Source organism: Pseudomonas sp. B21-054 (assembly GCF_026016345.1).
Classification (GTDB): Bacteria; Pseudomonadota; Gammaproteobacteria; order Pseudomonadales; family Pseudomonadaceae; genus Aquipseudomonas.
Genome location: NZ_CP087204.1, coordinates 408,976 through 433,571 on the forward strand (window position 1 = coordinate 408,976; position 24,596 = coordinate 433,571).

The window sequence follows — 24,596 nt, forward strand, 5'->3', positions numbered from 1 at the left end:
GCTCGCTCCCACAGTAGGCCGCGTTCGTCGAAACAACTCGGTCAACTGTGGGAGCGAGTTTGCTCGCGATTCGGTCTGCCAGCGAGCCAAAATCCACAAGCGACCACCACCCCGTGAACTCAATCCTCCATTCCCCGTCTCATAGGAGGAATTAAGTCCCGACTCGCGCTAAACTGCGCTGGTTTTTCCGCCCCTTATCCTTCGGAGCCGTCCATGTCCCGCGTTACCTTGAGTCGCTATTTGATTGAGCAGACCCGTAGCAACAACACCCCTGCCGATCTGCGCTTTTTGATCGAAGTGGTGGCGCGTGCATGCAAGGAGATCAGCCACGCCGTGTCCAAAGGCGCCCTGGGTGGTGTCCTGGGCAGCATGGGTACCGAAAACGTGCAGGGCGAAGTGCAGAAGAAGCTCGACGTGCTGTCCAACGAAATCCTGCTCGAAGCCAACGAATGGGGCGGTCACCTGGCCGGCATGGCGTCCGAGGAAATGGACAATGCCTACCAGATCCCGGGCAAATACCCCAAGGGTGCCTACCTGCTGGTGTTCGACCCACTGGACGGTTCGTCGAACATCGATATCAACGCACCGGTCGGTACCATCTTCTCGGTACTGCGTTGCCCGAACGAATACCTGAGCCAGAACGAAGCCTTGAATGAAAAGGCTTTCCTGCAACCAGGCACCGAGCAGGTCGCCGCCGGTTATGCCATCTACGGTCCTCAGACCATGCTGGTGCTGACTCTGGGCGACGGTGTCAAAGGCTTCACCCTGGATCGCGAGATGGGCAGCTTCGTCCTGACCCACGAAGACATCACCATTCCTGAATCCACCCAGGAATTTGCCATCAACATGTCCAACCAGCGGCACTGGGAAGCCCCGGTTCAACGCTACGTCAACGAATTGCTGGCGGGCGAAGAAGGCCCGCTGAAAAAGAACTACAACATGCGCTGGGTCGCCGCGATGGTGGCCGACGTGCACCGTATCCTGACCCGTGGCGGTCTGTTCATGTACCCGCGCGACAGCCGCGAACCGTCCAAGCCGGGCAAACTGCGCCTGATGTACGAAGCCAACCCGATGTCGTTCCTGGTTGAACAGGCCGGCGGCGCTTCCACCGACGGGCACCAGCGCATCCTCGACATCCAGCCTGAAGGCCTGCACCAGCGCGTGGCGGTATTCCTCGGTTCCAAGGAAGAAGTCGCCCGCGCTACGGCCTACCACAAGGAATAAAGCATGGCCGAGCCCTGGCAGCCGTTACTCGATTGGTGGTTTGGTTCAGCCCAGGCACCGGCCGAAATAGCCGCTGAGAAGGGCAAGCTGTGGTTCGGCAAAGGCCATGATCGCCAGGCGCATGAGCGCTTCGGCGATCTGGTCGAGCAGGCCCTGGCCGGCGGATTGACCGACTGGGCGCAACGCCCGGAAGGTTGGCTGGCCCTGGTGCTGCTGCTCGATCAACTGCCGCGGATGATCTTTCGCGACACCCCCAAGGCTTTTTCCGGCGACCTGCGTGCCCAAGCGCTGGTGGCCCAGGGCATGGCGGCGGGTTTCGACCGGCAACTCAAGCCGATCCAGCGCGTATTTATCTATCTGGTACTCGAACACTGCGAAAACCTGGCGGTGCAGAACGAAGCCGTGTCGAGGTTTATCGACCTGGTCCGAGAGCAACCGGAGGCGGAACGGGCGGTGTTTGAAGACAATCTGGATTATGCCGAACGGCACCAGAGGATCATTGCGCGGTTTGGGCGGTTTCCCCATCGCAATACGGTGTTGGGGCGTGAGTCCACGGCTGAGGAAATGGAGTTTTTGAACAGGCCTGGGTCGCGATTTTAGCGAAGCTCTAAGAGTCGCTTCGAAGCAAGCGTTTCATTAGCAACGCGGGCAAGCTCTTACGGCTGTCGGCAATGATGTGGATGTAGATCGTTTGGCCTCGCACTTCATAAATGATCCTATTCATTCCTGAAAGGATCTGTCGATATTGACCGAGATTAAGCCTTTCAATTTCTTCCGGGATCGATCCCGCATAAGGCAGTGTTGCTAGATGACGGATCGCTGCTTTCAGACTGGCATAGGTGTTTTGCCATGTTTGAGAAGAAAACCGCTCGATTAGATAAACGCGGAGCTCTTTAAGATCTGTTTCGGCCGATTGAAGGATGACAACCTTTAAGCTCATTGAATGTCAGCCCTGTCCAGCTCAGTGAAGACCTCCTCAACATCCCGAAAATTACCTTCTTCAATTTCCCGGTTGCCCATAGCCAACAGCTTCAACAGCGCCATGGTGTCTTCTTGCTCTTCAAAACTTTTCACATCCATGACTACGAGCTTGGCTTCACCGTTTTGGGTGATGATCAAAGGCTCCCTGCTCTCTGTGATGGTCTTTACGATTTCAGCAGTGTGGCTTTTCAAATAGCTGATGGGTTTGATTTGTGATGACAGCTTCATGGCGTAAGCCTCGAAAGATTGAATGGACTGAGTTTAGTCTTAATTCAGTCTTGAGTCAGGTGGCACTGACCAAATGTCTATTGGCTTAGGCTGACACACCCCATCGCGAGCAAGCTCGCGATGGGGCCAGTCCAGGCACTAGATCCGGAAGCTACCCACCAACTGCTTCAACCGCGCCGCCTGCTGCTCCAGGTCGGCACAGGCCCGCAAGGTGGCTTGCAGGTTTTCCACGCCTTCCTGGTTCAGCGTGTTGATCTCGGTGATGTCGACGTTGATCGACTCCACCACGGCGGTCTGTTCTTCAGTGGCGGTGGCCACGGACTGGTTCATGCCGTCGATTTCACCGATGCGCTGGGTCACGCTGCCGAGGCGTTCGCCGGCCTGGTTGGCGATGCCGACGCTGCTTTCACTCTGGCGCTGGCTGTCGGTCATGGTCAGCACCGCTTCCCGCGCGCCGACTTGCAGCTCTTCGATCATCTTCTGTACTTGCTGCGCCGAATCCTGGGTGCGGTGAGCCAGGTTGCGTACTTCATCGGCTACTACCGCGAAGCCGCGTCCGGCTTCACCGGCCCGGGCAGCTTCGATGGCGGCGTTCAGGGCGAGCAGGTTGGTCTGCTGGGAAATACTGGTGATCACCTCGAGAATCTGGCCGATGTTCACCGTATTGCTGTTCAGGACTTCGATGTTGCCGCACGAGTCGCTGATCTTGGCCGACAGCTGCTGCATGGCCGCGATGGTTTTATCCACCACGTGCTGACCGTCTTCGGCCAGGCTGCGGGCTTCGCTGGAGTGCTGCGAGGCGAGGGCGGCGTTCTGGGCGATTTCCTGGGCGGCGGCGCCGAGTTGGTTGATGGCCGCGGCCACGCTGCTGGTGCGCGAAGCCTGCTGGTCGGAATTGAACATCGACGAGTTGGAGGCGCTGACCACGCGCAGGGCGACTTCGTTGACCTGGCCGGTGGCCGAGGCCACTTCGCGGATCGAGGTGTGAATGCGTTCGACAAAGCGGTTGAACGACGTGCCCAGTGCGCCGAATTCGTCATGGCCGTGAATGACCAGGCGCCGGGTCAGGTCGCCTTCGCCTTCAGCGATGTCGTGCATGGCGCGGCCCATGGTCAACAGCGGCTGCATCAGTACGCGGATCAGCATGCCCAGCAGGGCGATGATGAACACCACGGCAATGGTCATGGCGATCAGCGCCGAGGTACGGAACTCGCTGAGCATCGCCAGGGCGGTGTCTTTGTCGAGCACCAGCGCGACATACCAGTTGGCTCCCGGCACGCCATTGACTTGCGTGAAGGAGATGAATTGAGCCTTGCCGTCGAGCTCCACTTCCTTCATGCCCGGGCTGACTTGCAGCGCAGCGCCGGGGTAGGCCTCGGCCAGGGTCTTGAGCACGCGCTTGCTGTCGGGGTGGACCAGGATCTTGCCGTCGGCGCTGACGATGAACGCGTGGCCGTGGCCACCGAAGTTCAGCGAGTTGATGATGGCGCTGACGCTCGACAGGTCGATGTCCGCACCGGCCACGCCAATCATCTGGCCCTGGTGCTGTACCGGCGTGGCGACGGTGATCACCAGCTTGCCCGACGAGGCGGCGATGTAGGGTTCGGTGACGATGGCTTGTTGTGCGCTGTTGGCGGCCTTGTACCAGCCACGGGCGCGCGGGTCGTAGTCGGCGGCGCGATTGCCGGCCGGTACCGAGAACATCACGCCGTCAGTGCCGCCGAAATAGCTGAGCTGGAAGTTGCCGGTGTACGCCGGCAGGCCCACGGCGCGTTTGAGGCTGTCGGCGCTGCTGCCGTCCACCGCGATCTGTTGGGCCAGCGATTGCAGCAGTTGAGTGCGACCTTCGACCCACGTCTGAATGTTGCGACTGGTCAGGCTGCCGAGTTCCTGCATGGAGGTTTCGGTGCTGGCGTGCAGGCTTTGGCGTTGACGATAGTCGTTGAACAGGATGAAACAGGCGAATGCAACGGCCACCACGAGGGCGGCAGCCAGCAGGATTTTATGGCTGAATTTCATGTTTCTGGTCATTAAGAACACTACCGCGGAGGGACGGGTCAGAAAGGGCTGTCAATTTGCCATAGCGCAGGCTTTTGCGCTGTTACTTTTTATCGGCGCGAAAGTCCGGCCCATCAGGCGTCAGGGGCCCAATCCCGACGGAAGGTACGACGGCGTCACAAATCGGTTGATTCATCGATGAAACACCTCTTTACAGCCAATAAATACTGGGGGCGTCAGGGAACCAGATAGGGGTTTTCTCTTCTAAGGATCAGGTTGGCACCCTGCCACCTCCCTTCCGTTTCAGGAGTTACACCATGTCGCTGCGATCTATCGCTCTGCTGTTTATGTGCGTCGTGTTGACCGCATGCAGCAAGGTCAACCAGGAAAACTATTCGAAACTGTCGGCCGGCATGCCCAAGGCTGAAGTCGAGACGTTACTGGGGAAACCGACCGATTGTTCGGGCGCGCTCGGCATGTCCAGTTGCACCTGGGGCGACCAGAAAAGCTTTATCAGCGTGCAGTACGCCGGTGACAAAGTGTTGATGTTTTCCGGCCAAGGCCTGAAGTAAACCGGGGCCACGTGCCCGCGGGAGAAAAATAATGATGCGGTTATTGTTAGTGCTTTTAGCTGGCCTGGTTTTGGCTGGCTGTGCCACTTCTGGCGAAGATCCGTTGGCGCCCAAGACTGTCGATAGTGTCAACCTCAAGCGTTACCAAGGGACCTGGTACGAGTTGGCCCGCCTGCCCATGTATTTCCAGCGCAACTGTGCGCAATCCGAGGCTCACTACACCCTCAAGCCTGACGGCGATGTGGGTGTGCTCAATCGTTGCCTGACCTCGGACTGGCAGTGGGAAGAAGCCAGGGGCACCGCTACGCCGCAAGTGCCGGGCAAGACCGATAAGCTCTGGGTCGAGTTCGACAACTGGTTTTCGCGGATCGTGCCGGGCGTGGCGAAAGGGCAATATTGGGTGCTGTACGTCAGCGACGACTACAAGACCGCCATCGTCGGCGACCCGAGCCGTCGCTACATGTGGCTGCTGTCCCGTACGCCGACGGTCAATAGCGTTGTGCGTGAAGAACTGCTGAGCAAGGCGCGTCAGCAGGGCTATGACACGACACGGTTGATCTGGCGTGCGTCGGATCGGCAGATGGCCAAGACTTCGGATTAACTGCCTCCGAAAGCCAATGTGGGAGCGGGCTTGCTCGCGAAGACGGACTTGCAGTCAACATCTCTGTTGGAATGTGAAGGCCTCTTCGCGAGCAACCCCGCTCCCACATTTTTTATCCGCGTCAGTCTAGAAGTTCGCGCAATACCTGGGTAAACGCCCGGGCGCTTTCCTCTTCGCCGGCATGACGCCCGTCCCGCACAACCCACTGTCCGTCGACCATCACGTCGCGCACCTGACGATCCCCGCCAGCAAACAACCAGCGATTGAGGATCCCGTCGCCACGGGCCGTCGCCAGGTACGGATCGTTGCCATCGAGCACCAGCCAGTCGGCGCGCTTGCCGATCTCGAGGGCGCCGACCGGTTGCCCCAAGGCTTGGGCGCCACCGTCCAGCGCCGCATCAAACAAGGTGCGACCGACCATCGGCTGATCCGTCCGGTACAAGCGGTTGCGCCGTTGATCCCGCAGCCGTTGGCCGTATTCCAGCCAGCGCAATTCTTCCACCACGCTCAATGACACATGGCTGTCGGAACCGATGCCCAGCCGCCCACCCTGAGCGAGGAACTCCACGGCCGGGAAGATACCGTCGCCCAGGTTGGCTTCGGTGGTCAGGCACAGGCCGGCAATCGCCCGGCTTTTGGCCATGAGGCTGACTTCCTGGGCGTTGGCATGGGTGGCGTGGACCAGGCACCAGCGCTGATCCACCTCGGTATTTTCGTACAACCATTGCAGCGGACGGGCGCCGCTCCAACTCAGGCAGTCATCCACCTCTTTCTGCTGCTCGGCGATATGAATGTGCACCGGGCAATCGCGGTCGCTCGCGGCCAGCACCTCTTGGATCTGCCCAGGCGTCACGGCACGCAAAGAGTGAAAGCACAAGCCCAGCGCCTGAACCGGTTGCCCGGCCAGGATCGGCTGCAAGCGTGACTGGAGCTTCAGGTAGTTTTCGGTGCTGTTGATGAAGCGCCGCTGTCCATCATTGGGTGCCTGGCCGCCAAAGCCGGAGTGGCTATAGAGCACCGGCAACAGCGTCAGGCCGATGCCGGCGGCGCTGGCGGCATGGCTGATGCGCAAGGCCAGCTCCGCCGGATCGGCGTAAGGCGCGCCGTCGGTGTCGTGATGCACATAGTGGAACTCGGCGACCGAGGTGTAACCGGCCTTGAGCATTTCGATGTATAGCTGGCGAGCGATGATGCCGAGTTGATCGGGGCTTATTTTTCCGACGAGACGGTACATCAGGTCGCGCCAGGTCCAGAAACTGTCGTTGGGATTGCCCGCCACTTCCGCCAGTCCGGCCATGGCGCGCTGGAAGGCGTGGGAGTGCAGGTTCGGCATGCCCGGCAGCAGCGGCCCCCTCAACCGTTCGGCGCCGTCTGCGTGAGAATCGGCCTGGACATGAGTCAGGACGCCCTTGGCGTCGACTTCAAGACGTACAGCATTGGCCCATCCACTAGGCAGGAGTGCGCGTTCGGCAAAGAAGGCGGACATGGTTCAACCTCATCGTGCGTAATTTGTATATACATATACAGACGTTTGCCTGGCCGGTAAACTCCGGCAAGCTAGCAACCTTATTCGCAGAACAGGGAACCGCCGTGCCGACTCCGCCTGCCAAACCGCCGCTGGCCGCAAACATGAGTGACAGTCCGGCGCCTTTGTACGCCCGCGTCAAACAGATGATCACCCAGCAGATCGACAGTGGAAACTGGCCGCCGCACTACCGCGTGCCGTCGGAAAGCGAACTGGTCAGCCAGCTGGGTTTCAGCCGCATGACCATCAACCGTGCCCTGCGGGAAATGACCGCCGATGGGCTGTTGGTGCGCATGCAGGGTGTCGGCACGTTCGTGGCCGAACCCAAGAGTCAGTCCGCGTTGTTCGAAGTGCATAACATCGCCGACGAAATTGCCTCCCGTGGGCATCGCCACACTTGCCAGGTCATCACCCTGGAAGAAGAGGCCGCCGGTTCCGAGCGCGCCCTGGCCCTGGATATGCGTGAAGGGCAGAAGGTGTTCCACTCGCTGATCGTGCATTTTGAAAACGACATTCCCGTGCAAATCGAAGACCGTTTCGTCAACGCGCTGGTGGCACCTGATTACCTCAAGCAAGACTTCACTTTGCAAACGCCTTACGCCTATCTGAACCAGGTCGCACCGCTGACCGAAGGCGAGCATGTGGTCGAAGCGATCCTTGCCGAGCCGAGTGAATGCAAACTGCTGCAGATCGAGCGGGGCGAGCCGTGCCTGTTGATCCGCCGCCGGACCTGGTCCGGCCGCCAGCCAGTGACCGCCGCGCGGCTGATTCACCCAGGTTCCCGTCATCGTCTGGAAGGTCGGTTTCATAAATGAGTGACTTGAAGGTTTTACGCGCTGCGGATTACCCGCGCATGCCGTGGAAAAACGGCGGCGGCAGCACCGAAGAAATCACCCGCGATGCGGGTACTGGCCTGGAAGGTTTCGGCTGGCGTCTGTCGATCGCCGATATCGCTGAGTCGGGTGGTTTTTCCACGTTCGCTGGTTACGAACGAGTCATCAGCGTCTTGCAAGGTGACGGCATGAGCCTGAGCGTCGATGGCCAGGTCACGCGGCCCCTGCATCCGCTGGACCCCTTTGCGTTCAGCGGCGAGAGCCATGTCTATTGCACGTTGCTGGGCGGACCGGTTCGTGACTTCAACCTGATCTATGCGCCGCAACGTTACCGCGCACGGTTGCAATGGATGGGTGGCCAGCAGCGGTTTTTCAGCGAGGCGGGGACGGTGCTGGTATTCAGCGCGGCTCCGGGGGTGGCTATTAAAATCGGTGACGCCACCGTTAACCTGGGTCTTTACGACTGCTTGCAATTGAGCGGTAACAGCGGGCTGCTGGACATCTCCATCCACGGCCAATGCTGCGTGATTGAGCTGACGGCTCACTGATTTCAGCTCATTACTCCTGTGGTGAGGGGATTTATCCCCGATGGGCTGCGTAGCAGCCTCCTTTTGAGAACCACTCTGTCAGACTCCTGGTGGTCATTCACTGGGGCCGCTTCGCGACCCAACGGGGATAAATCCCCTCGCCACAAAAGCCATCTCACCGTTTCCTCCCGCGCGCACCAACTTGTTACCGAATGCCCCAGCGTGACGCAATATCACGCATTCTTGGCCATCCCAACGTCTTCATAAAATTCCCTCCAGAAATTTCACCCACCTGCTCAGCCCCTCTATTCAGGGCTTTACAGCCACGCTTCGAATTATTCCTCGGCACCTCATCAATAAGTTGGCCGCTTGATTGCATATGCTTGTACATACAAGTAAAGACGTATGCGTATGAGTCACCGATCATCTACGCAACGTTCGCTAAATCGCTGCCCACTGCCCGGGCTGGTCTGGATTGATCGCTGAGGAGTTTTTGCTGTGACCGACGCTACCCGCAAACCCGAAAAATACCGTGACGTTGAAATTCGCGCCCCACGCGGTAACACGCTGACCGCCAAGAGCTGGCTGACTGAAGCACCGCTGCGCATGTTGATGAACAACCTCGATCCGGAAGTCGCCGAGAACCCAAAGGAGCTGGTGGTCTACGGTGGTATCGGCCGTGCGGCGCGTAACTGGGAGTGTTACGACAAGATCGTCGAAAGCCTGACCAACCTGAATGACGACGAGACCCTGCTGGTGCAATCCGGCAAGCCGGTCGGCGTGTTCAAGACCCATACCAATGCTCCGCGCGTGCTGATCGCCAACTCCAACCTGGTGCCGCACTGGGCCACCTGGGAACATTTCAACGAACTGGATGCCAAGGGCCTGGCCATGTACGGCCAGATGACCGCTGGCAGCTGGATCTACATCGGCAGCCAGGGCATCGTTCAGGGCACCTATGAAACCTTCGTCGAAGCTGGTCGCCAGCACTACGACAACAATCTCAAGGGCCGTTGGGTCCTGACCGCCGGTCTCGGCGGCATGGGGGGCGCGCAACCGCTGGCCGCGACCCTGGCCGGTGCCTGCTCGCTGAACATCGAGTGCCAGCAGGTGAGCATCGATTTCCGTCTCAAGACCCGCTACGTCGACGAGCAGGCCACTGACCTGGATGACGCCCTGGCCCGTATCGAGAAATACACCGCCGAAGGCAAGGCCATTTCCATCGCGCTGTGTGGGAACGCCGCTGAGATCCTGCCGGAAATGGTCCGTCGCGGGGTGCGTCCGGACATGGTCACCGACCAGACCAGTGCCCACGACCCGCTCAACGGTTACCTGCCGGCCGGCTGGACCTGGGACGAATACCGTGCCCGCGCCAAGACCGAACCGGCTGCGGTGGTGAAGGCCGCCAAGCAATCGATGGCCGTCCACGTCAAAGCCATGCTGGCCTTCCAGAAGATGGGCGTGCCGACCTTCGACTACGGCAACAACATCCGCCAGATGGCCCAGGAAGAGGGCGTCGAAAATGCCTTCGATTTCCCTGGTTTCGTACCGGCCTACATCCGTCCGCTGTTCTGCCGCGGCATCGGTCCGTTCCGCTGGGCCGCGCTGTCGGGCGATCCGCAGGACATCTACAAGACCGACGCCAAGGTCAAGGAACTGATCCCCGACGACGCCCACCTGCACAACTGGCTGGACATGGCCCGCGAGCGCATCAGTTTCCAGGGCTTGCCGGCACGTATCTGCTGGGTCGGCCTGGGCCAGCGCGCCAAGTTGGGCCTGGCCTTCAATGAGATGGTGCGCAGCGGTGAATTGTCGGCGCCGATCGTCATCGGTCGCGACCACCTGGACTCCGGTTCCGTGGCCAGCCCGAACCGTGAAACCGAATCCATGCAGGACGGCTCCGATGCCGTCTCCGACTGGCCGCTGCTCAACGCCTTGCTCAACACCGCCAGCGGCGCGACCTGGGTGTCGCTGCACCACGGTGGTGGCGTCGGCATGGGCTTCTCCCAGCATTCGGGCATGGTGATTGTCTGTGACGGTACCGACGAAGCGGCCGAGCGTATTGCTCGTGTGCTGCACAACGACCCGGGCACTGGCGTGATGCGCCATGCCGATGCCGGTTACCAGATCGCCATCGATTGCGCGAAAGAGCAGGGGCTGAATCTGCCGATGATCACTGGCAAGTAACCCCGGTCCCCTTGTGGGAGCGAGCTTGCTCGCGATGGCGTCATCAGATTCGACACAGGCATCGGCTGATACACCGCTATCGCGAGCAAGCTCGCTCCCACAGGGAAGCAGCAGCGCAATGAATTCCAGAACAATCCACAGAGGTTGAACCATGGCTGTCATCCGCACACGTGCAAGCAGCAAGCCGTTGATCGAGAAGCGCTCGATCGACTACATCCCGGAAGCGGAGAGACACGGCCGATTGTTGAGCCAGTTCACCCTCTGGATGGGGGCCAACCTGCAAATCACTGCCATTGTCACCGGTGCATTGGCGGTGGTGCTGGGCGGTGATGTGTTCTGGTCGTTGATCGGTTTGCTGATCGGCCAAGTGCTCGGCGGTGGCGTCATGGCCTTGCATGCCGCGCAAGGGCCCAAGCTTGGCTTGCCGCAGATGATCTCCAGCCGGGTGCAGTTTGGTGTGTATGGCGCGGCCATCCCGATCGTGCTGGTGTGCCTGATGTACCTGGGTTTCACGGCAACGGGCACCGTGCTTTCCGGCCAGGCGCTGGGCCAGTTGTTCGGCGTCAGCGACAGTGCGGGCATCCTGATCTTCGCCAGTGTCATCGTGCTGGTGACAGTGCTGGGTTATCGGGTGATCCATTTCATCGGCCGGCTCGCCAGCGTCATTGGCGTCATTGCCTTTGTCTACCTGTTCGCTCGCCTGATCAGCCAGACCGACGTTGGCGCACTCCTGCAAATCCGCCATTTCAGCTGGAGCAGTTTCCTGCTGGCGGTGTCGCTCGCGGCCTCCTGGCAGATCGCCTTCGGCCCGTACGTGGCTGACTATTCGCGTTACCTGCCGAGCAAGACGTCCTCGGTGAAAACCTTTTTTGCCGCCGGCGCCGGCTCGGTCATCGGCGCACAGGTGGCGATGATCCTCGGCGTGTTTGCCGCCGCCTCGGCCAACGGGCAGTTCGCCGGCCATGAAGTGGCCTACATCGTTGGCCTGGGGGGCACCGGCGCCACCGCTGCGCTGCTGTACTTCAGCATCGCGTTCGGCAAGGTCACCATTTCCACGCTGAACTCCTACGGCAGCTTCATGTGCATTGCCACCATCATCAGCGGTTTCCGTGGCCACCTGAACGTCACGCGCTTGCAGCGTCTGGTCTTCGTACTGGTCATCGTCGGCGCCGCGACCCTGATCGCGCTGCTCGGCCAGCACTCGTTCCTCGGTGCGTTCAAGTCTTTCATCCTGTTCTTGCTGGCGTTCTTTACGCCTTGGAGCGCGATCAACCTGGTGGACTACTACTGCATCACCCGCGAGCGCTATGACGTGCCGGCCCTGGCCGACCCGAACGGCCGCTACGGTCGGTGGAACGCCTTGGGTATCAGCGTCTATGTCTTCGGTGTACTGGTCCAACTGCCATTCATCGCCACCAAGTTCTATACCGGTCCGCTGGTGGGCGCCATGGGCGGTGTGGATATCTCCTGGATCATCGGTCTGGTGGTTCCGGCGGCGCTGTATTACGTCGTTGCCAGGAAGTGGCACAGCGCAGTACCCGATCAATTGATCCTGCCGATCGAGCAGGACGCGGTTGACGCACAACCGAGCAGGGCGGGCCGCATCCAAGCGGTCTGATGGGACGTTGACAGGGCTGGATGCCTCTTGACTGCCGTAAGCCAATTCACTGATTAGGAGCGTCACACAATGAGATCGAACAAGACCCTGCTGACCACATTGCTTTGCGTGGGCCTGCTGGCCAGCGCCGGCGCCACGCAAGCGGCGGGCTGGTGCGAGTCGGGTAAACCGGTGAAGTTCGCCGGCCTGAACTGGGAAAGCGCCATGCTGCTGACCGAGGTCCTCCAGGTGGTGCTGGAAAAAGGCTACGACTGCAAGACCGACAGCCTGCCAGGCAACTCCATCACCATGGAAAACGCCCTGAGCAGCAACGACATCCAGGTGTTTGCCGAAGAGTGGGTCGGCCGCAGCGAAGTGTGGAACAAGGCCGAGAAGGCCGGCAAAGTGGTCGGCGTCGGCGCCCCGGTCGTGGGCGCCATCGAAGGCTGGTACGTGCCGCGCTACGTGATTGAAGGCGACGCCAAGCGCAAGCTCGAAGCCAAGGCGCCGGGCCTGAAGAACATCGCCGACCTGGGCCAGTACGCTGCCGTGTTCAAGGACCCGGAAGAGCCGTCCAAGGGCCGTTTCTACAACTGCCCGGCCGGTTGGACCTGTGAGCTGGACAACAGCGAAATGCTGAAAAGCTATGGCCTGGAAAAAACCTACACCAACTTCCGTCCAGGCACCGGCCCGGCCCTGGATGCAGCGGTGTTGTCGAGCTACAAGCGTGGCGAGCCGATCCTGTTCTATTACTGGTCGCCAACGCCGCTGATGGGCCAGGTGGACCTGGTGAAACTGGAAGAAAAACCGGGCGTGGATAAAAGCGTGAGCATCAAGGTCGGCCTGTCCAAGACCTTCCACGACGAAGCCCCGGAGCTGGTGGCGGTGCTGGAAAAGGTCAATCTGCCGATCGATATCCTGAACCAGAATCTCGGGCGCATGGCCAAAGAGCGGATCGAGTCGCCGAAACTGGCGAAGATCTTCCTGAAGGAACATCCTGAAGTCTGGCACGCCTGGGTCAGTGCAGACGCTGCCAAGAAAATCGACGCGGCTCTGTAGGTCGAATCTTTCCCGGCCAACCGTGGGGCTGGCCGGGACGTTCACCGCATCCACTTGATCGAGAGTCTCTTATGTTTCCCGAAAGCTTTACCTTCTCCATCGCCGATTGGGTCAACGGTTGGGTCGACTCCCTGGTGACCAACTATGGCGATGTGTTCCGGCACATCTCCGACACCTTGCTGTGGGCCATCGTCAACCTTGAAGGCCTGCTGCGCATGGCGCCCTGGTGGCTGATGCTGGCCATCGTCGGCGGCATTGCCTGGCACGCCACCCGCAAGGTCGTGGCCACGGCAGTCATCGTCGGCCTGTTGTTCCTGGTGGGTGCGGTAGGCCTGTGGGACAAGCTGATGCAGACCCTCGCCCTGATGCTGGTGGCGACGCTGATCTCGGTGTTGATCGGCATTCCCCTGGGCATTCTTTCGGCGCGCAGCAATCGCCTGCGTTCGGTGCTGATGCCGTTGCTGGATATCATGCAGACCATGCCGAGCTTCGTGTACCTGATTCCGGTGTTGATGCTGTTCGGCCTGGGCAAGGTCCCGGCGATTTTCGCCACGGTGATCTACGCCGCGCCGCCATTGATTCGCCTGACCGACCTGGGCATCCGCCAGGTGGACGGTGAAGTGATGGAAGCCATCAACGCCTTCGGCGCCAACCGCTGGCAGCAGCTGTTCGGCGTACAACTGCCCCTGGCCCTGCCGAGCATCATGGCCGGGATCAACCAGACCACCATGATGGCCCTGTCGATGGTGGTCATCGCCTCGATGATCGGCGCCCGTGGCCTGGGTGAAGACGTGCTGGTGGGCATCCAGACCCTCAACGTCGGACGTGGCCTGGAGGCCGGGCTGGCCATCGTGATTCTCGCCGTGGTCATCGACCGCATTACCCAGGCCTATGGTCGTCCTCGGCATGAGGTGAGCAAATGAACAACGCAGCCATCAGCAAGATCGAAGTCAAGAACGTCTTCAAGATTTTCGGCAATCGCTCCAAGGAAGCCCTGGCGCTGATCCACCAGAACAAGACCAAGGACCAGGTGCTGGCCGAGACCGGTTGCGTGGTCGGCGTGAACGACCTGTCGCTGAGCATTGGCACCGGCGAGATCTTCGTGATCATGGGGCTGTCCGGTTCTGGCAAGTCCACCCTGGTGCGCCACTTCAACCGGCTGATCGACCCTACCAGCGGCGCGATCCTGGTGGACGGCGAAGACATCCTGCAACTGGACATGGACGCCCTGCGCGAATTTCGCCGGCACAAGATCAGCATGGTGTTCCAGAGCTTCGGCCTGCTGCCCCACAAGAGCGTGCTGGACAACGTCGCCTATGGCTTGAAAGTGCGCGGCGAGAGCAAAGAGGTGTGCGCCGAGCGGGCGCTGCACTGGATCGACACCGTGGGCCTGAAGGGCTACGAGAACAAATACCCGCACCAGCTCTCCGGCGGCATGCGCCAGCGCGTGGGCCTGGCCCGGGCCTTGGCGGCGGACACTGACATCATCCTGATGGACGAGGCCTTCAGCGCCCTCGACCCATTGATCCGCGCGGAAATGCAGGACCAGTTGTTGGAGCTGCAAAAGACCCTGCACAAGACCATCGTCTTCATCACCCACGACCTCGACGAGGCCGTGCGCATCGGCAACCGCATCGCGATCCTCAAGGACGGCAAGCTGATCCAGGTCGGTACGCCCCGGGAAATCCTGCATTCGCCGGCGGATGAGTATGTCGATCGGTTTGTGCAGCGTAGGGCTGCGGTGGTGTAAGGCCGGACCCAGTTGTGGCGAGGGGATTTATCCCCGCTGGGCTGCGCAGCAGCCCCAAACCAGGCAGTGGAATCAGCCTGACACAACTGAATGGAAAATAATGGGGCCGCTTCGCGACCCAACGGGGATAAATCCCCTCGCCACAAATGTTATTGGCAACTTATGGGTATGAGGCTTTAGATGTCCCAGGCTGAAAAAATCGTAATCGCCGACGCCCCGTTGCGTTGGCAGGATGTGGTCGCCGTCGCCCGCTTCGGTGCCGAGCTCGAGCTGTCGGCCCAGGCCTGGGCGCGGATCGACAATGCCCAGGCCATCGTCCAGCGCATTGTCGAAAGCGGCGAGCGCGCCTATGGCGTCAACACCGGCCTGGGGGCCTTGTGCAATGTCTCGCTCAAGGGCGAACAACTCAGCCAACTGTCACGCAACACCCTGCTCAGCCATGCCTGTGGCGTCGGCGCGCCGCTGACGGATGAACAGACCCGGGCGATCCTCTGCGCCGCCATCCTCAACTACAGCCAGGGCAAGTCCGGCATCCATCGTCGGGTGGTCGAGGCGTTGCTCGCCCTGCTCAACCGGGGCATCACACCGCAAGTGCCGTCCCAGGGTTCGGTGGGTTACCTGACCCACATGGCCCACATCAGCATCGCGCTGCTGGGCGTCGGCCAGGTCAGCTATCGCGGGCAAATCGTTTCGGCGCAGCAGGCCTTGGCTGCCGAAGGCTTGCAACCGGTGCAGTTGGGCGCCAAGGACGGTTTGTGCCTGGTCAACGGCACCCCGTGCATGACCGGCCTCAGCTGCCTGGCCCTGGCCGATGCGACGCGGCTGGTGCAATGGGCCGACGTGATCGGTGCCATGAGCTTCGAGGCCCAGCGCGGCCAGATTGCCGCGTTCGATGCCGAGATCATCGCCCTCAAGCCGCACCCGGGCATGCAGCAGGTCGGGGGCAACTTGCGGGCATTGCTGGACCGCAGCGAAGTCATTGCCTCGAGCCTGGGCATTCGCACCCAGGATGCCTTGAGCATCCGCTCGATCCCCCAGGTGCACGGTGCTGCTCGCGATCAGCTGGCCCACGCCCGGCAACAGATCGAAACCGAACTCAACGCCGCCACCGATAACCCGCTGTTGCTCGGCACGCCTGAACGTTTCCGGGTGATGTCCCAGGCCAATCCCCACGGCCAATCGGTGGCGATGGCGGCGGACCTGCTGGCGATTGCCATGGCCGAGATCGGCGCCATCGCCGAACGCCGCCTCGACCGCCTGATCAACCCTCACGTCAGCGGCCTGCCAGCGTTCCTGGTGGCCAATCCCGGCGTGAATTCGGGGATGATGATCGTGCAATACGTCGCGGCGTCGCTGTGTGCGGAAAACCGCCAACTGGCGCAACCGGCGGTGCTCGACAACTTCGTCACCTCGGGCTTGCAAGAAGATCATCTGAGCATGGGCACCAACGCCGCCTTGAAGCTGCACAGGGCGCTGGAAAATTGCACGCAGATCCTGGCCATCGAATACCTGCTGGCGGCCCAGGCTTTTGAATTTCTCAAGGGGCAGCGCTTCGGCGCCGGCACCGATGTCGCCTGGAAACTGCTGCGCGAGCACGTCCCGGCCTATGACCAGGACCGCTGGTTGGCGCCGGATATCGCCAGCGCCGCCGCACTGCTCAAAGATCCCTTTGTGCTGCACAACGCTTTACCGAATTTGAACTGATCAAAAAACGCCAACGTGCCAAGGCACCTATTGCCCATAAAGCATCGCTCAAAAAGCGAGGGTGACGGATAACGGAACATTCCGGAGCGATTGGCGAGTGAAAACAAAACTCTCAAAAGGAGCAAGAAATGACTGCCTTAAACCTGATTCCCGGCCAACTGAGCCTGGCTCAATTGCGCGACATCTATCAGCAACCGGTGACCTTGAGTCTCGACGCCAGTGCCTCGGCGCAGATCGAGGCCAGCGTTGCCTGCGTGGAACAGATCCTCGCCGAGAACCGCACCGCCTACGGCATCAACACCGGTTTTGGCTTGCTGGCCTCGACCCGCATCGCCAGCGAGGACCTGGAAAACCTGCAGCGCTCCCTGGTGCTGTCCCATGCCGCCGGCGTGGGCGAGCCGATCAGCGATGCGCTGGTGCGCTTGGTCATGGTGCTCAAGGTCAACAGCCTGAGCCGGGGTTTTTCCGGCATCCGTCGGCAGGTGATCGATGCGCTGATTGCACTGATCAATGCCGAGGTCTACCCGCACATTCCGCTCAAGGGGTCGGTCGGTGCGTCCGGTGACCTGGCGCCGCTGGCCCACATGTCCCTGGTGCTGCTGGGTGAAGGCAAGGCCCGCTACAAGGGCGAATGGCTGCCGGCCGTCGAGGCGCTGAAAGTCGCCGGTCTCGCGCCGCTGACCCTGGCCGCCAAGGAAGGCCTGGCGCTGCTCAACGGCACCCAGGTCTCCACTGCGTTTGCCCTGCGTGGCCTGTTCGAAGGTGAAGACCTGTTCGCCGCGGCCCTGTCCCTGGGCAGCCTGACGGTGGAAGCGGTGCTCGGTTCGCGCTCGCCGTTCGACGCGCGCATCCATGCGGCTCGCGGCCAGAAAGGCCAGATCGATGCCGCCGCGGCTTACCGCGATCTGCTGGGCGAGCGCAGCGAAGTGTCTGATTCGCACCAGAACTGCGACAAGGTCCAGGACCCGTACTCCCTGCGCTGCCAACCGCAAGTCATGGGCGCCTGCCTGACCCAGTTCCGCCAGGCCGCCGAGGTGCTGGTGATCGAAGCCAACGCCGTGTCGGACAACCCGTTGGTGTTCGCCGCCGAGGGCGACGTGATTTCCGGGGGCAACTTCCACGCCGAACCGGTGGCCATGGCCGCCGACAACATGGCCTTGGCGATTGCAGAAATCGGCTCCCTGAGCGAGCGGCGGATTTCGTTGATGATGGACAAGCACATGTCGCAGTTGCCGCCGTTTCTGGTGGCCAATGGCGGGGTGAACTCCGGCTTCATGATCGCCCAGGTCACCGCTGCCGCCCTGGCCAGTGAAAACAAGGCGCTGTCCCATCCGCATTCGGTGGACAGCCTGCCGACCTCGGCCAACCAGGAAGACCACGTCTCCATGGCCCCGGCCGCTGGCAAGCGTTTGTGGGAAATGGCCGAGAACACCCGTGGGATCCTGGCGGTGGAATGGCTCGCGGCATGCCAGGGGCTGGACCTGCGCGGCGGTTTGAAGACCTCTTCCAAACTGGAGCGGGCCCGTGGTCTGTTGCGTGCAGAAGTGCCGTTTTATGAGAAGGACCGCTTCTTTGCGCCGGACATCAATGCCGCCAGTGAGTTGCTGGCGAGTCGGTGCCTGAACGAATTGGTCACGGCGCAGTTGTTGCCGAGCCTGTAAGGGCCTCATCGCGAGCAAGCTCGCTCCACAAGGATTTCTGGTGCACTCAAAACCCCTGTGGGAGCGAGCTTACTCGCGAAACGATTTTGAATGAGACGAGGAAACTCGGGATGAAAACCCTCTGGCAAAACTGCCACGCCGCCACCATGGCCCAGGGCGTCTACTCGATCATCGAAGACGCCGCCATCGTCACCCAAGGCGAGCACATTCAATGGATCGGCCCGCGTGCCCAACTGCCGGCCGGTGACTACCCGGCGGTCAACGATCTCAAGGGCGCCTGGGTCACTCCGGGGCTGATCGACTGCCACACCCACACGGTATTCGGTGGCAACCGCAGCGGTGAGTTCGAGCAGCGCCTGCAAGGCGTCAGCTACGCCGAAATCGCGGCGGCCGGCGGTGGCATCGCCAGTACGGTGCGCGCCACCCGCGCCGCCAGTGAAGATGAACTGTTCGCCAGCGCCGCCAAGCGCCTGAAAAGCTTGATGCGCGATGGCGTGACCACGGTGGAAATCAAGTCCGGCTACGGCCTCGACCTGGCGAGCGAACGCAAGATCCTGCGAGTCATCCGCCGCCTCGGTGCCGAGTTGCCGGTCAGCGTGCGCAGCACCTGCCTGGCGGCCCATGCCTTGCCACCGGAATACAAAGATCGCGCCGATGACTACATCGAACACATCTGCACCGAGATGCTCCCGGCCCTGGCGGCCGAGGGGCTGGTGGACGCGGTGGATGCCTTTTGCGAATACCTGGCGTTTTCCCCGGCGCAGGTCGAGCGGGTGTTTATCTGCGCGCAACAACTGGGGCTGCCGGTGAAGCTGCATGCCGAGCAACTGTCGTCGCTGCACGGCTCAAGCCTGGCAGCCCGTTATCAGGCGTTGTCGGCCGATCACCTGGAATTCATGACCGAGGACGACGCCAAGGCCATGGCCGCTTCCGGCACCGTGGCGGTGTTGCTACCAGGGGCATTTTATTTCCTGCGGGAAACCCAGCTGCCGCCCATGGACGCCCTGCGCAAGCACGGCGTGAAGATCGCCGTGGCCAGCGACCTCAACCCCGGGACTTCGCCGGCGTTGTCGCTGCGCTTGATGTTGAACATGGCCTGCACCTGTTTGCGCATGACGCCGGAAGAAGCCTTGGCCGGGGTGACGATTCATGCGGCCCAGGCCTTGGGCATGGCTCAAACCCACGGTTCGCTGGAGGTCGGCAAGGTGGCGGATTTTGTTGCCTGGCACATCGACCGCCCGGCCGACCTGGCGTACTGGCTCGGCGGCGATCTGGAAAAACGCGTCGTGCGTCACGGCGTTGAAATCGATTGAGGAGAACGGTTGTGGAGAAGGTCCTGAATTTCAAGCAAGGGCGCGTGCCGCTGTTGATCAGCATGCCCCACGCCGGCTTGCGCTTGACCCCGGCGGTGCAGGCCGGGCTGATCCCTGAGGCGCAAAGCCTGCCAGACACTGATTGGCACATTCCCAGGCTCTACGAGTTCGCCGCTGAACTGGGCGCCAGCACCCTGTCCGCTGAGTACTCACGGTTCGTTATTGACTTGAACCGTCCCTCTGACGACAAACCGATGTACGTCGGCGCCACCACTGGCTTGTACCCGGCGACGCTGTTCGATGGCGTGCCGTTGTTTCGCGAAGGGCTGGAACCGTCGGCCGAGGAGCGGGCGACGTATCTGCAGCAGGTCTGGATGCCGTACCACCAGGCGCTGCGGCAGGAACTGGCGCGGCTCAAGGCCGAGTTCGGCTATGCCTTGTTGTTCGATGCCCACTCGATTCGCTCGGTGATCCCGCACCTGTTCGACGGCAAGCTGCCGGACTTCAACCTCGGTACGTTCAACGGTGCCAGCTGCGCCCCGGCCCTGGCCAGCCAGCTCGAAGCCATCTGCGCCCGCCACGGCCAGTTCACCCATGTGCTCAATGGGCGGTTCAAGGGCGGGCACATCACCCGGCACTACGGCAACCCGGCCGAAGACATCCACGCAGTGCAACTGGAGCTGTGCCAGAGCACTTACATGGAAGAGTTCGAACCGTTCAACTACCGCCCGGATCTGGCGGCGCCGACCCAGGTGGTGCTCAGGGAGTTGCTGGAAGGTTTCCTGGCGTGGGGACAGCAGGCCTACAAGAAATAAACATCGCGCGGTACTTCTGTGGCGAGGGGATTTATCCCCGCTGGGTCGCGAAGCGGCCCCAAAACGGATGTCTTCCAGCGACCTGACGGGTTGGACCGAGAGCTTTTGGGACTGCTGCGCAGTCCAGCGGGGATAAATCCCCTCGCCACAGGATTGTGTTTGTCCTTGAGCCTCGTACGGGACTGTCGCCACCGTGCAAAACCGAGTCGCCACAGGTCACCTTCGCCCCCTCGGCGCTGCGTAATGTCTCGGATACGGTGCACAAAGACACCGGTCCACAATAATCCGCTGCCGCTCGAGACCTTCCCGATGAAAAGACTGTTCAAACGCTGTCTATCGACCCTCTGCGGTACCGTCATTTTGAGCACCGGGGCGATGGCCGCCGAGCCTGCATCCTGCCAGACCGTGCGCATGGGCGTGGTCAACTGGACCGACGTGATCGCCACCAGCGGCATGGCCGATGTACTGCTCACGGGCCTGGGCTACGACAGCAAGCAGACCAGCGCCGTGCAGCAGATCATCTTCGCCGGCATCCGCGACAAGCGCCTCGACATTTTCCTGGGCTACTGGAAACCGGCGATGGACAAGAACATCGCCCCATTCCTGGCCGCCAACCAAGTGAAGGTGCTGGACAAACCAAGCCTGGCCGACGCCCAGGCCACATTGGCCGTACCGGATTACGTGGCGGCGGCAGGGCTCAAGACCTTTGCCGACATTGCTCGGTTCAAGGATCAGCTTGGCGGCAAGATCTACGGCATCGAGCCGGGCAGCGGCGCCAACACCACCATCAAGACCATGATCGAAACCAATCACTTCGGCCTCAAGGACTTCAAGCTGATCGAATCCGGTGAGGCGGGCATGCTGGCTGCGGTGCAGCGAGCGGTCAATCGCAAGGAGTTCGTGGTGTTCGTTGGCTGGACGCCGCACCCGATGAACATCAACATGAACATCACCTACCTGACCGGCAGCGAGGACGTCTACGGCCCGAACGAAGGCGCCGCGACGGTCTCTACCGTGACCGCGCCGGACTACGCCCAGCGTTGCCCGAACGTGAGTCGGCTGTTGGAAAACCTGACCTTCACCGCCGCCCAGGAAAGCCAGTTGATGGTGCCGATCATGGAGCGCAAGACACCTCAGGACGTCGCCCGGCAATGGCTGCGGGATCATCCCGAGGATCTTCAGCGTTGGCTGGCCGGCGTGACCAGTTTCGATGGCAAGGATGGCGTGGCGATGGTGCAGGCTAGCCTCAAGCCTTGATGCATCCTGATCACTAAAGTTTCTGGGCCATTTCCTTTGGCCCACGGCAAAACCGCAATGGCTTATCTACTCTCCCCGGCAATGTCAGCTTTCATCGACAAAACCCAACGCTTCAACAGCCCGGACAACAGCCTCACCGGCTTGCGCCAGGCCTACAGCCAGATGTGCCGGGCATTCACCCCACCGTGCCCGGCGGCATTGCAGGTCGAGGACTTCGAGCTGGCCGGCGTGGCCGTGCGCGCTTATCACCCTCGGCTCGAGCCACCCTGCGAAGGCTGGCCGTGCATGCTCTACCTGCACGGAGGCGGTTGGGTGGTGGGGGACCTGGATTCCCATGACTTCATCTGCATGGAACTGGCTGCCGCCCTCGGCGCGCTGGTGGTGGCGGTGGATTATCGGCTGGCCCCGGAGCATCCGTTTCCGGCGGGCTTCGACGATTGCTTGGCGGTGTGGCTCCATCTGGAAGCTGCTCCTTTTGTAATCGACCCTCACCGCCGGTTGGTGGTCGGCGACAGTGCCGGGGGTAACCTCGCCGCTGCGTTATGCCTGGCTTTGCGCGATGCCGGGCAGTCGTTGCCCCAGGCCCAGGTGCTGATTTATCCCGCCCTCGGTGGTCCCGTGGATTTGCCCTCGCGATACGAATGTGCCGACGCGCCACTGCTGAGCAGCCGCGACCTGGACGACTATCACCGGCTTTACCTGGGTGGCGCTTCGCCGTCGCCCTACGCCATGCCGCTGCTCGCCGATGACTTGGGTGGTCTGCCGCCAGCGCTGGTCATCGCGGCGCAATGGGACCCGCTGCGCGACGACGGCGTCCTCTACAGCGAGCGGTTGAACACCGCAGGCGTGGACGCTGTGCTGTATATAGGAGGAGGATTGGTCCACGGCTGTTTGCGTGGCTGGGGCCAGGTGCCAGAGGTCGATCAGATGTATCGCACACTGTTGGCATACCTCACTGACACGCTTTGACTGCGCAGGGGACATGCTCATTAAGGTAATTCGGGTTTATGATGCCGGACGGCAGACTAAATAGATGTCCCTACAGGGATGACTCGACCCCTTACGGAGCGCTCAATGCAGACTTTGTACCCGCAGATCAAACCCCATGCCCGGCACGATCTGGCTGTCGATGACACCCACACGCTCTATGTCGATGAAAGCGGTTCCCCCGAAGGCCTGCCAGTGGTGTTCATCCACGGTGGCCCGGGTGCGGGTTGCGATGCGCAGAGCCGTCGCTACTTCGATCCGAACCTCTATCGCATCGTCACCTTCGATCAGCGCGGCTGCGGTCGCTCGACTCCCCATGCCAGCCTTGAGAACAACACCACCTGGGATCTGGTCGAGGACCTGGAGCGCATCCGTAAGCACCTGGGCATCGAAAAGTGGGTGCTGTTTGGCGGCTCCTGGGGTTCGACCCTGGCCCTGGCCTACGCCCAGACCCATCCGGAACGGGTACACGGCCTGATTCTGCGCGGGATCTTTCTCTGCCGTCCGCAGGAAATCGAGTGGTTCTATCAGGCTGGCGCCAGTCGCCTGTTCCCCGATTACTGGCAGGACTACATCGCCCCCATTCCCCTGGACGAACGCGACGACCTGCTAAGCGCCTTCCACAAGCGCCTGACCGGTAACGACCAGATCGCCCAGATGCACGCGGCCAAGGCCTGGTCCACCTGGGAAGGTCGCACCGCGACCCTGCGTCCGAACCCATTGGTGGTCGATCGCTTCTCCGAGCCCCAGCGCGCGCTGTCGATTGCCCGGATCGAATGCCACTATTTCACCAACAACGCCTTCCTCGAACCGAACCAGCTGATTCGCGACATGGGCAAGATCGCCCATTTGCCGGGCGTCATCGTGCACGGCCGCTACGACGTGATCTGCCCGCTGGACAATGCCTGGGAACTGCACCAGAACTGGCCCAACAGCGAGCTGCAGGTGATCCGCGACGCCGGTCACGCCGCGTCGGAGCCGGGTATCACCGATGCGCTGGTGCGCGCCGCTGCGCAAATGGCCCGGCGCTTGCTCGATTTGCCGCCCGAAGAAGCATGAAGGGTTTGTTGCAACGAGTTCGCGGCGCCCGGGTCGAAGTAGCAGGAGAAGTCGTCGGTGCCGTGGACCAGGGCTTGCTGGTGCTGGTGGCTGTCGAGCCCGAGGATACCCGGGCCAGCGCCGACAAACTCCTGCATAAGCTGCTTAACTATCGGGTGTTCAGCGATGCCGAGGGCAAGATGAACCTGTCCTTGGCTGACGTCGGTGGCGGTTTGCTGCTGGTTTCACAGTTCACCCTGGCGGCGGATACCAAAAGCGGTTTGCGCCCGAGCTTTTCGACGGCCGCGCCACCGATCCTGGGAGAAGAGTTGTTCAACTATTTGGTTAGCCAAGCGAAACAGGTGCATGGCACTGTGGCATCAGGTAGATTCGGCGCCGACATGCAGGTGCATCTGGTCAATGACGGCCCGGTAACCTTCTTGTTACAGACCTGAAAGCGTTTGAAACATCTTTTCGGGACTGTTTCGAGGTTAAACGGAGAGTTTTCTCGATAAATACTTCGCTGTCCCTGATGCGTTGTCACGCGGCCTACTAGATAATCGCGCGCTACGGGGGATCAGCGTTCGCTGGTCCATTTGACTTAGGTAGAGATTTGTCCTGGGCCGTTTGGGGAATCATTTTGTCCCATCGGAGTCGGAACAATGCTCGCCAACTTGGCAAGAGTGGTCCGCAGGGTCGGGTTTTCAATGCCGATACCCAGCAGATACTTTATCTGGCC

Annotated in this window: 23 protein-coding genes; 19 read left to right on the forward strand and 4 right to left on the reverse strand. The window is 61.2% G+C overall.

All coding sequences use genetic code 11. The annotated features are described in order from the left end of the window. Nucleotides 1-213 precede the first annotated feature (213 nt). Nucleotides 214-1,224, forward strand: coding sequence for a class 1 fructose-bisphosphatase (locus LOY70_RS01820; protein WP_214912578.1), 1,011 nt, complete (start codon nucleotides 214-216; stop codon nucleotides 1,222-1,224). Between the two features lie 3 nt (nucleotides 1,225-1,227). Continuing rightward, nucleotides 1,228-1,824: a DUF924 family protein gene (locus LOY70_RS01825; protein ID WP_265032817.1), complete on the forward strand. Its 597-nt coding sequence runs from the start codon at nucleotides 1,228-1,230 to the stop codon at nucleotides 1,822-1,824. A gap of 7 nt (nucleotides 1,825-1,831) precedes the next feature. On the opposite strand, the gene LOY70_RS01830 is transcribed toward LOY70_RS01825, so the two are convergent. The 3 genes from LOY70_RS01830 to LOY70_RS01840 all read right to left on the reverse strand — a co-directional run bounded on the left by LOY70_RS01830 (nucleotide 1,832) and on the right by LOY70_RS01840 (nucleotide 4,464). After that, nucleotides 1,832-2,164 (reverse strand): type II toxin-antitoxin system RelE/ParE family toxin, encoded by a 333-nt coding sequence (locus LOY70_RS01830; protein ID WP_025211366.1) that lies wholly within the window; start codon nucleotides 2,162-2,164, stop codon nucleotides 1,832-1,834. Then, nucleotides 2,161-2,433: a type II toxin-antitoxin system Phd/YefM family antitoxin gene (locus tag LOY70_RS01835; protein ID WP_265032819.1), complete on the reverse strand. Its 273-nt coding sequence runs from the start codon at nucleotides 2,431-2,433 to the stop codon at nucleotides 2,161-2,163. Before LOY70_RS01835 ends, LOY70_RS01830 begins: the two co-directional genes overlap by 4 nt. Nucleotides 2,434-2,571: 138 nt before the next feature. Continuing rightward, nucleotides 2,572-4,464: a methyl-accepting chemotaxis protein gene (locus LOY70_RS01840; protein WP_265032821.1), complete on the reverse strand. Its 1,893-nt coding sequence runs from the start codon at nucleotides 4,462-4,464 to the stop codon at nucleotides 2,572-2,574. Between the two features lie 284 nt (nucleotides 4,465-4,748). Between LOY70_RS01840 and LOY70_RS01845 the strand changes: the two genes are divergently transcribed. Both LOY70_RS01845 and LOY70_RS01850 read left to right on the forward strand, forming a co-directional pair. Then, nucleotides 4,749-5,003, forward strand: a complete 255-nt coding sequence (locus tag LOY70_RS01845; protein ID WP_003186715.1) for a hypothetical protein — start codon at nucleotides 4,749-4,751, stop codon at nucleotides 5,001-5,003. A gap of 31 nt (nucleotides 5,004-5,034) precedes the next feature. Beyond that, complete coding sequence (locus LOY70_RS01850; RefSeq protein ID WP_025211370.1) at nucleotides 5,035-5,604, forward strand: lipocalin family protein; 570 nt, start codon at nucleotides 5,035-5,037, stop codon at nucleotides 5,602-5,604. Nucleotides 5,605-5,725: 121 nt separating this feature from the next. Here LOY70_RS01850 and LOY70_RS01855 read toward each other — a convergent pair whose 3' ends face one another. Then, a complete protein-coding gene (locus LOY70_RS01855) occupies nucleotides 5,726-7,090 on the reverse strand; it encodes a formimidoylglutamate deiminase (protein WP_265032825.1) in 1,365 nt (454 codons plus the stop codon). 143 nt (nucleotides 7,091-7,233) lie between these two features. On the opposite strand from LOY70_RS01855, the gene hutC reads away from it, so the two are divergent. From hutC to dtd, 15 genes are all read left to right on the forward strand, one after another. Further along, entirely contained in the window at nucleotides 7,234-7,944 is a 711-nt protein-coding gene (gene hutC, locus LOY70_RS01860) for a histidine utilization repressor (RefSeq protein WP_265038247.1), read from the forward strand. Then, a complete protein-coding gene (locus LOY70_RS01865) occupies nucleotides 7,941-8,510 on the forward strand; it encodes a HutD family protein (protein ID WP_265032827.1) in 570 nt (189 codons plus the stop codon). Before hutC ends, LOY70_RS01865 begins: the two co-directional genes overlap by 4 nt. Nucleotides 8,511-8,987: 477 nt before the next feature. After that, entirely contained in the window at nucleotides 8,988-10,676 is a 1,689-nt protein-coding gene (gene hutU, locus LOY70_RS01870) for a urocanate hydratase (protein WP_123414937.1), read from the forward strand. Between the two features lie 151 nt (nucleotides 10,677-10,827). Continuing rightward, nucleotides 10,828-12,294 carry a purine-cytosine permease family protein gene (locus tag LOY70_RS01875; protein WP_265032829.1) on the forward strand — a complete coding sequence of 489 codons (1,467 nt, stop codon included), beginning with the start codon at nucleotides 10,828-10,830 and terminating at the stop codon, nucleotides 12,292-12,294. Between the two features lie 69 nt (nucleotides 12,295-12,363). After that, nucleotides 12,364-13,332, forward strand: coding sequence for an ABC transporter substrate-binding protein (locus LOY70_RS01880; RefSeq protein WP_265032831.1), 969 nt, complete (start codon nucleotides 12,364-12,366; stop codon nucleotides 13,330-13,332). A 71-nt stretch (nucleotides 13,333-13,403) separates the two neighbouring features. After that, nucleotides 13,404-14,255 (forward strand): ABC transporter permease, encoded by an 852-nt coding sequence (locus tag LOY70_RS01885; RefSeq protein WP_003196893.1) that lies wholly within the window; start codon nucleotides 13,404-13,406, stop codon nucleotides 14,253-14,255. Further along, nucleotides 14,252-15,082, forward strand: coding sequence for a quaternary amine ABC transporter ATP-binding protein (locus LOY70_RS01890; RefSeq protein ID WP_265032836.1), 831 nt, complete (start codon nucleotides 14,252-14,254; stop codon nucleotides 15,080-15,082). Before LOY70_RS01885 ends, LOY70_RS01890 begins: the two co-directional genes overlap by 4 nt. Nucleotides 15,083-15,262: 180 nt before the next feature. Continuing rightward, entirely contained in the window at nucleotides 15,263-16,786 is a 1,524-nt protein-coding gene (hutH, locus tag LOY70_RS01895) for a histidine ammonia-lyase (protein ID WP_265032837.1), read from the forward strand. Between the two features lie 128 nt (nucleotides 16,787-16,914). After that, entirely contained in the window at nucleotides 16,915-18,447 is a 1,533-nt protein-coding gene (hutH, locus tag LOY70_RS01900) for a histidine ammonia-lyase (protein ID WP_207283369.1), read from the forward strand. Nucleotides 18,448-18,557: 110 nt separating this feature from the next. Further along, nucleotides 18,558-19,760: an imidazolonepropionase gene (gene hutI, locus LOY70_RS01905; protein WP_265032841.1), complete on the forward strand. Its 1,203-nt coding sequence runs from the start codon at nucleotides 18,558-18,560 to the stop codon at nucleotides 19,758-19,760. Nucleotides 19,761-19,771: 11 nt separating this feature from the next. Further along, nucleotides 19,772-20,575 carry an N-formylglutamate deformylase gene (hutG, locus tag LOY70_RS01910; protein ID WP_265032843.1) on the forward strand — a complete coding sequence of 268 codons (804 nt, stop codon included), beginning with the start codon at nucleotides 19,772-19,774 and terminating at the stop codon, nucleotides 20,573-20,575. Between the two features lie 309 nt (nucleotides 20,576-20,884). Next, on the forward strand, nucleotides 20,885-21,832 hold the full coding sequence (locus tag LOY70_RS01915; RefSeq protein WP_265032845.1) for a choline ABC transporter substrate-binding protein: 948 nt from the start codon (nucleotides 20,885-20,887) through the stop codon (nucleotides 21,830-21,832). Between the two features lie 57 nt (nucleotides 21,833-21,889). Next, on the forward strand, nucleotides 21,890-22,801 hold the full coding sequence (locus LOY70_RS01920) for an alpha/beta hydrolase (RefSeq protein WP_265032847.1): 912 nt from the start codon (nucleotides 21,890-21,892) through the stop codon (nucleotides 22,799-22,801). Between the two features lie 105 nt (nucleotides 22,802-22,906). Beyond that, nucleotides 22,907-23,878 (forward strand): prolyl aminopeptidase, encoded by a 972-nt coding sequence (pip, locus tag LOY70_RS01925; RefSeq protein WP_003196909.1) that lies wholly within the window; start codon nucleotides 22,907-22,909, stop codon nucleotides 23,876-23,878. Further along, nucleotides 23,875-24,312, forward strand: coding sequence for a D-aminoacyl-tRNA deacylase (dtd, locus tag LOY70_RS01930; protein ID WP_123345434.1), 438 nt, complete (start codon nucleotides 23,875-23,877; stop codon nucleotides 24,310-24,312). Before pip ends, dtd begins: the two co-directional genes overlap by 4 nt. Nucleotides 24,313-24,596 lie beyond the last annotated feature (284 nt).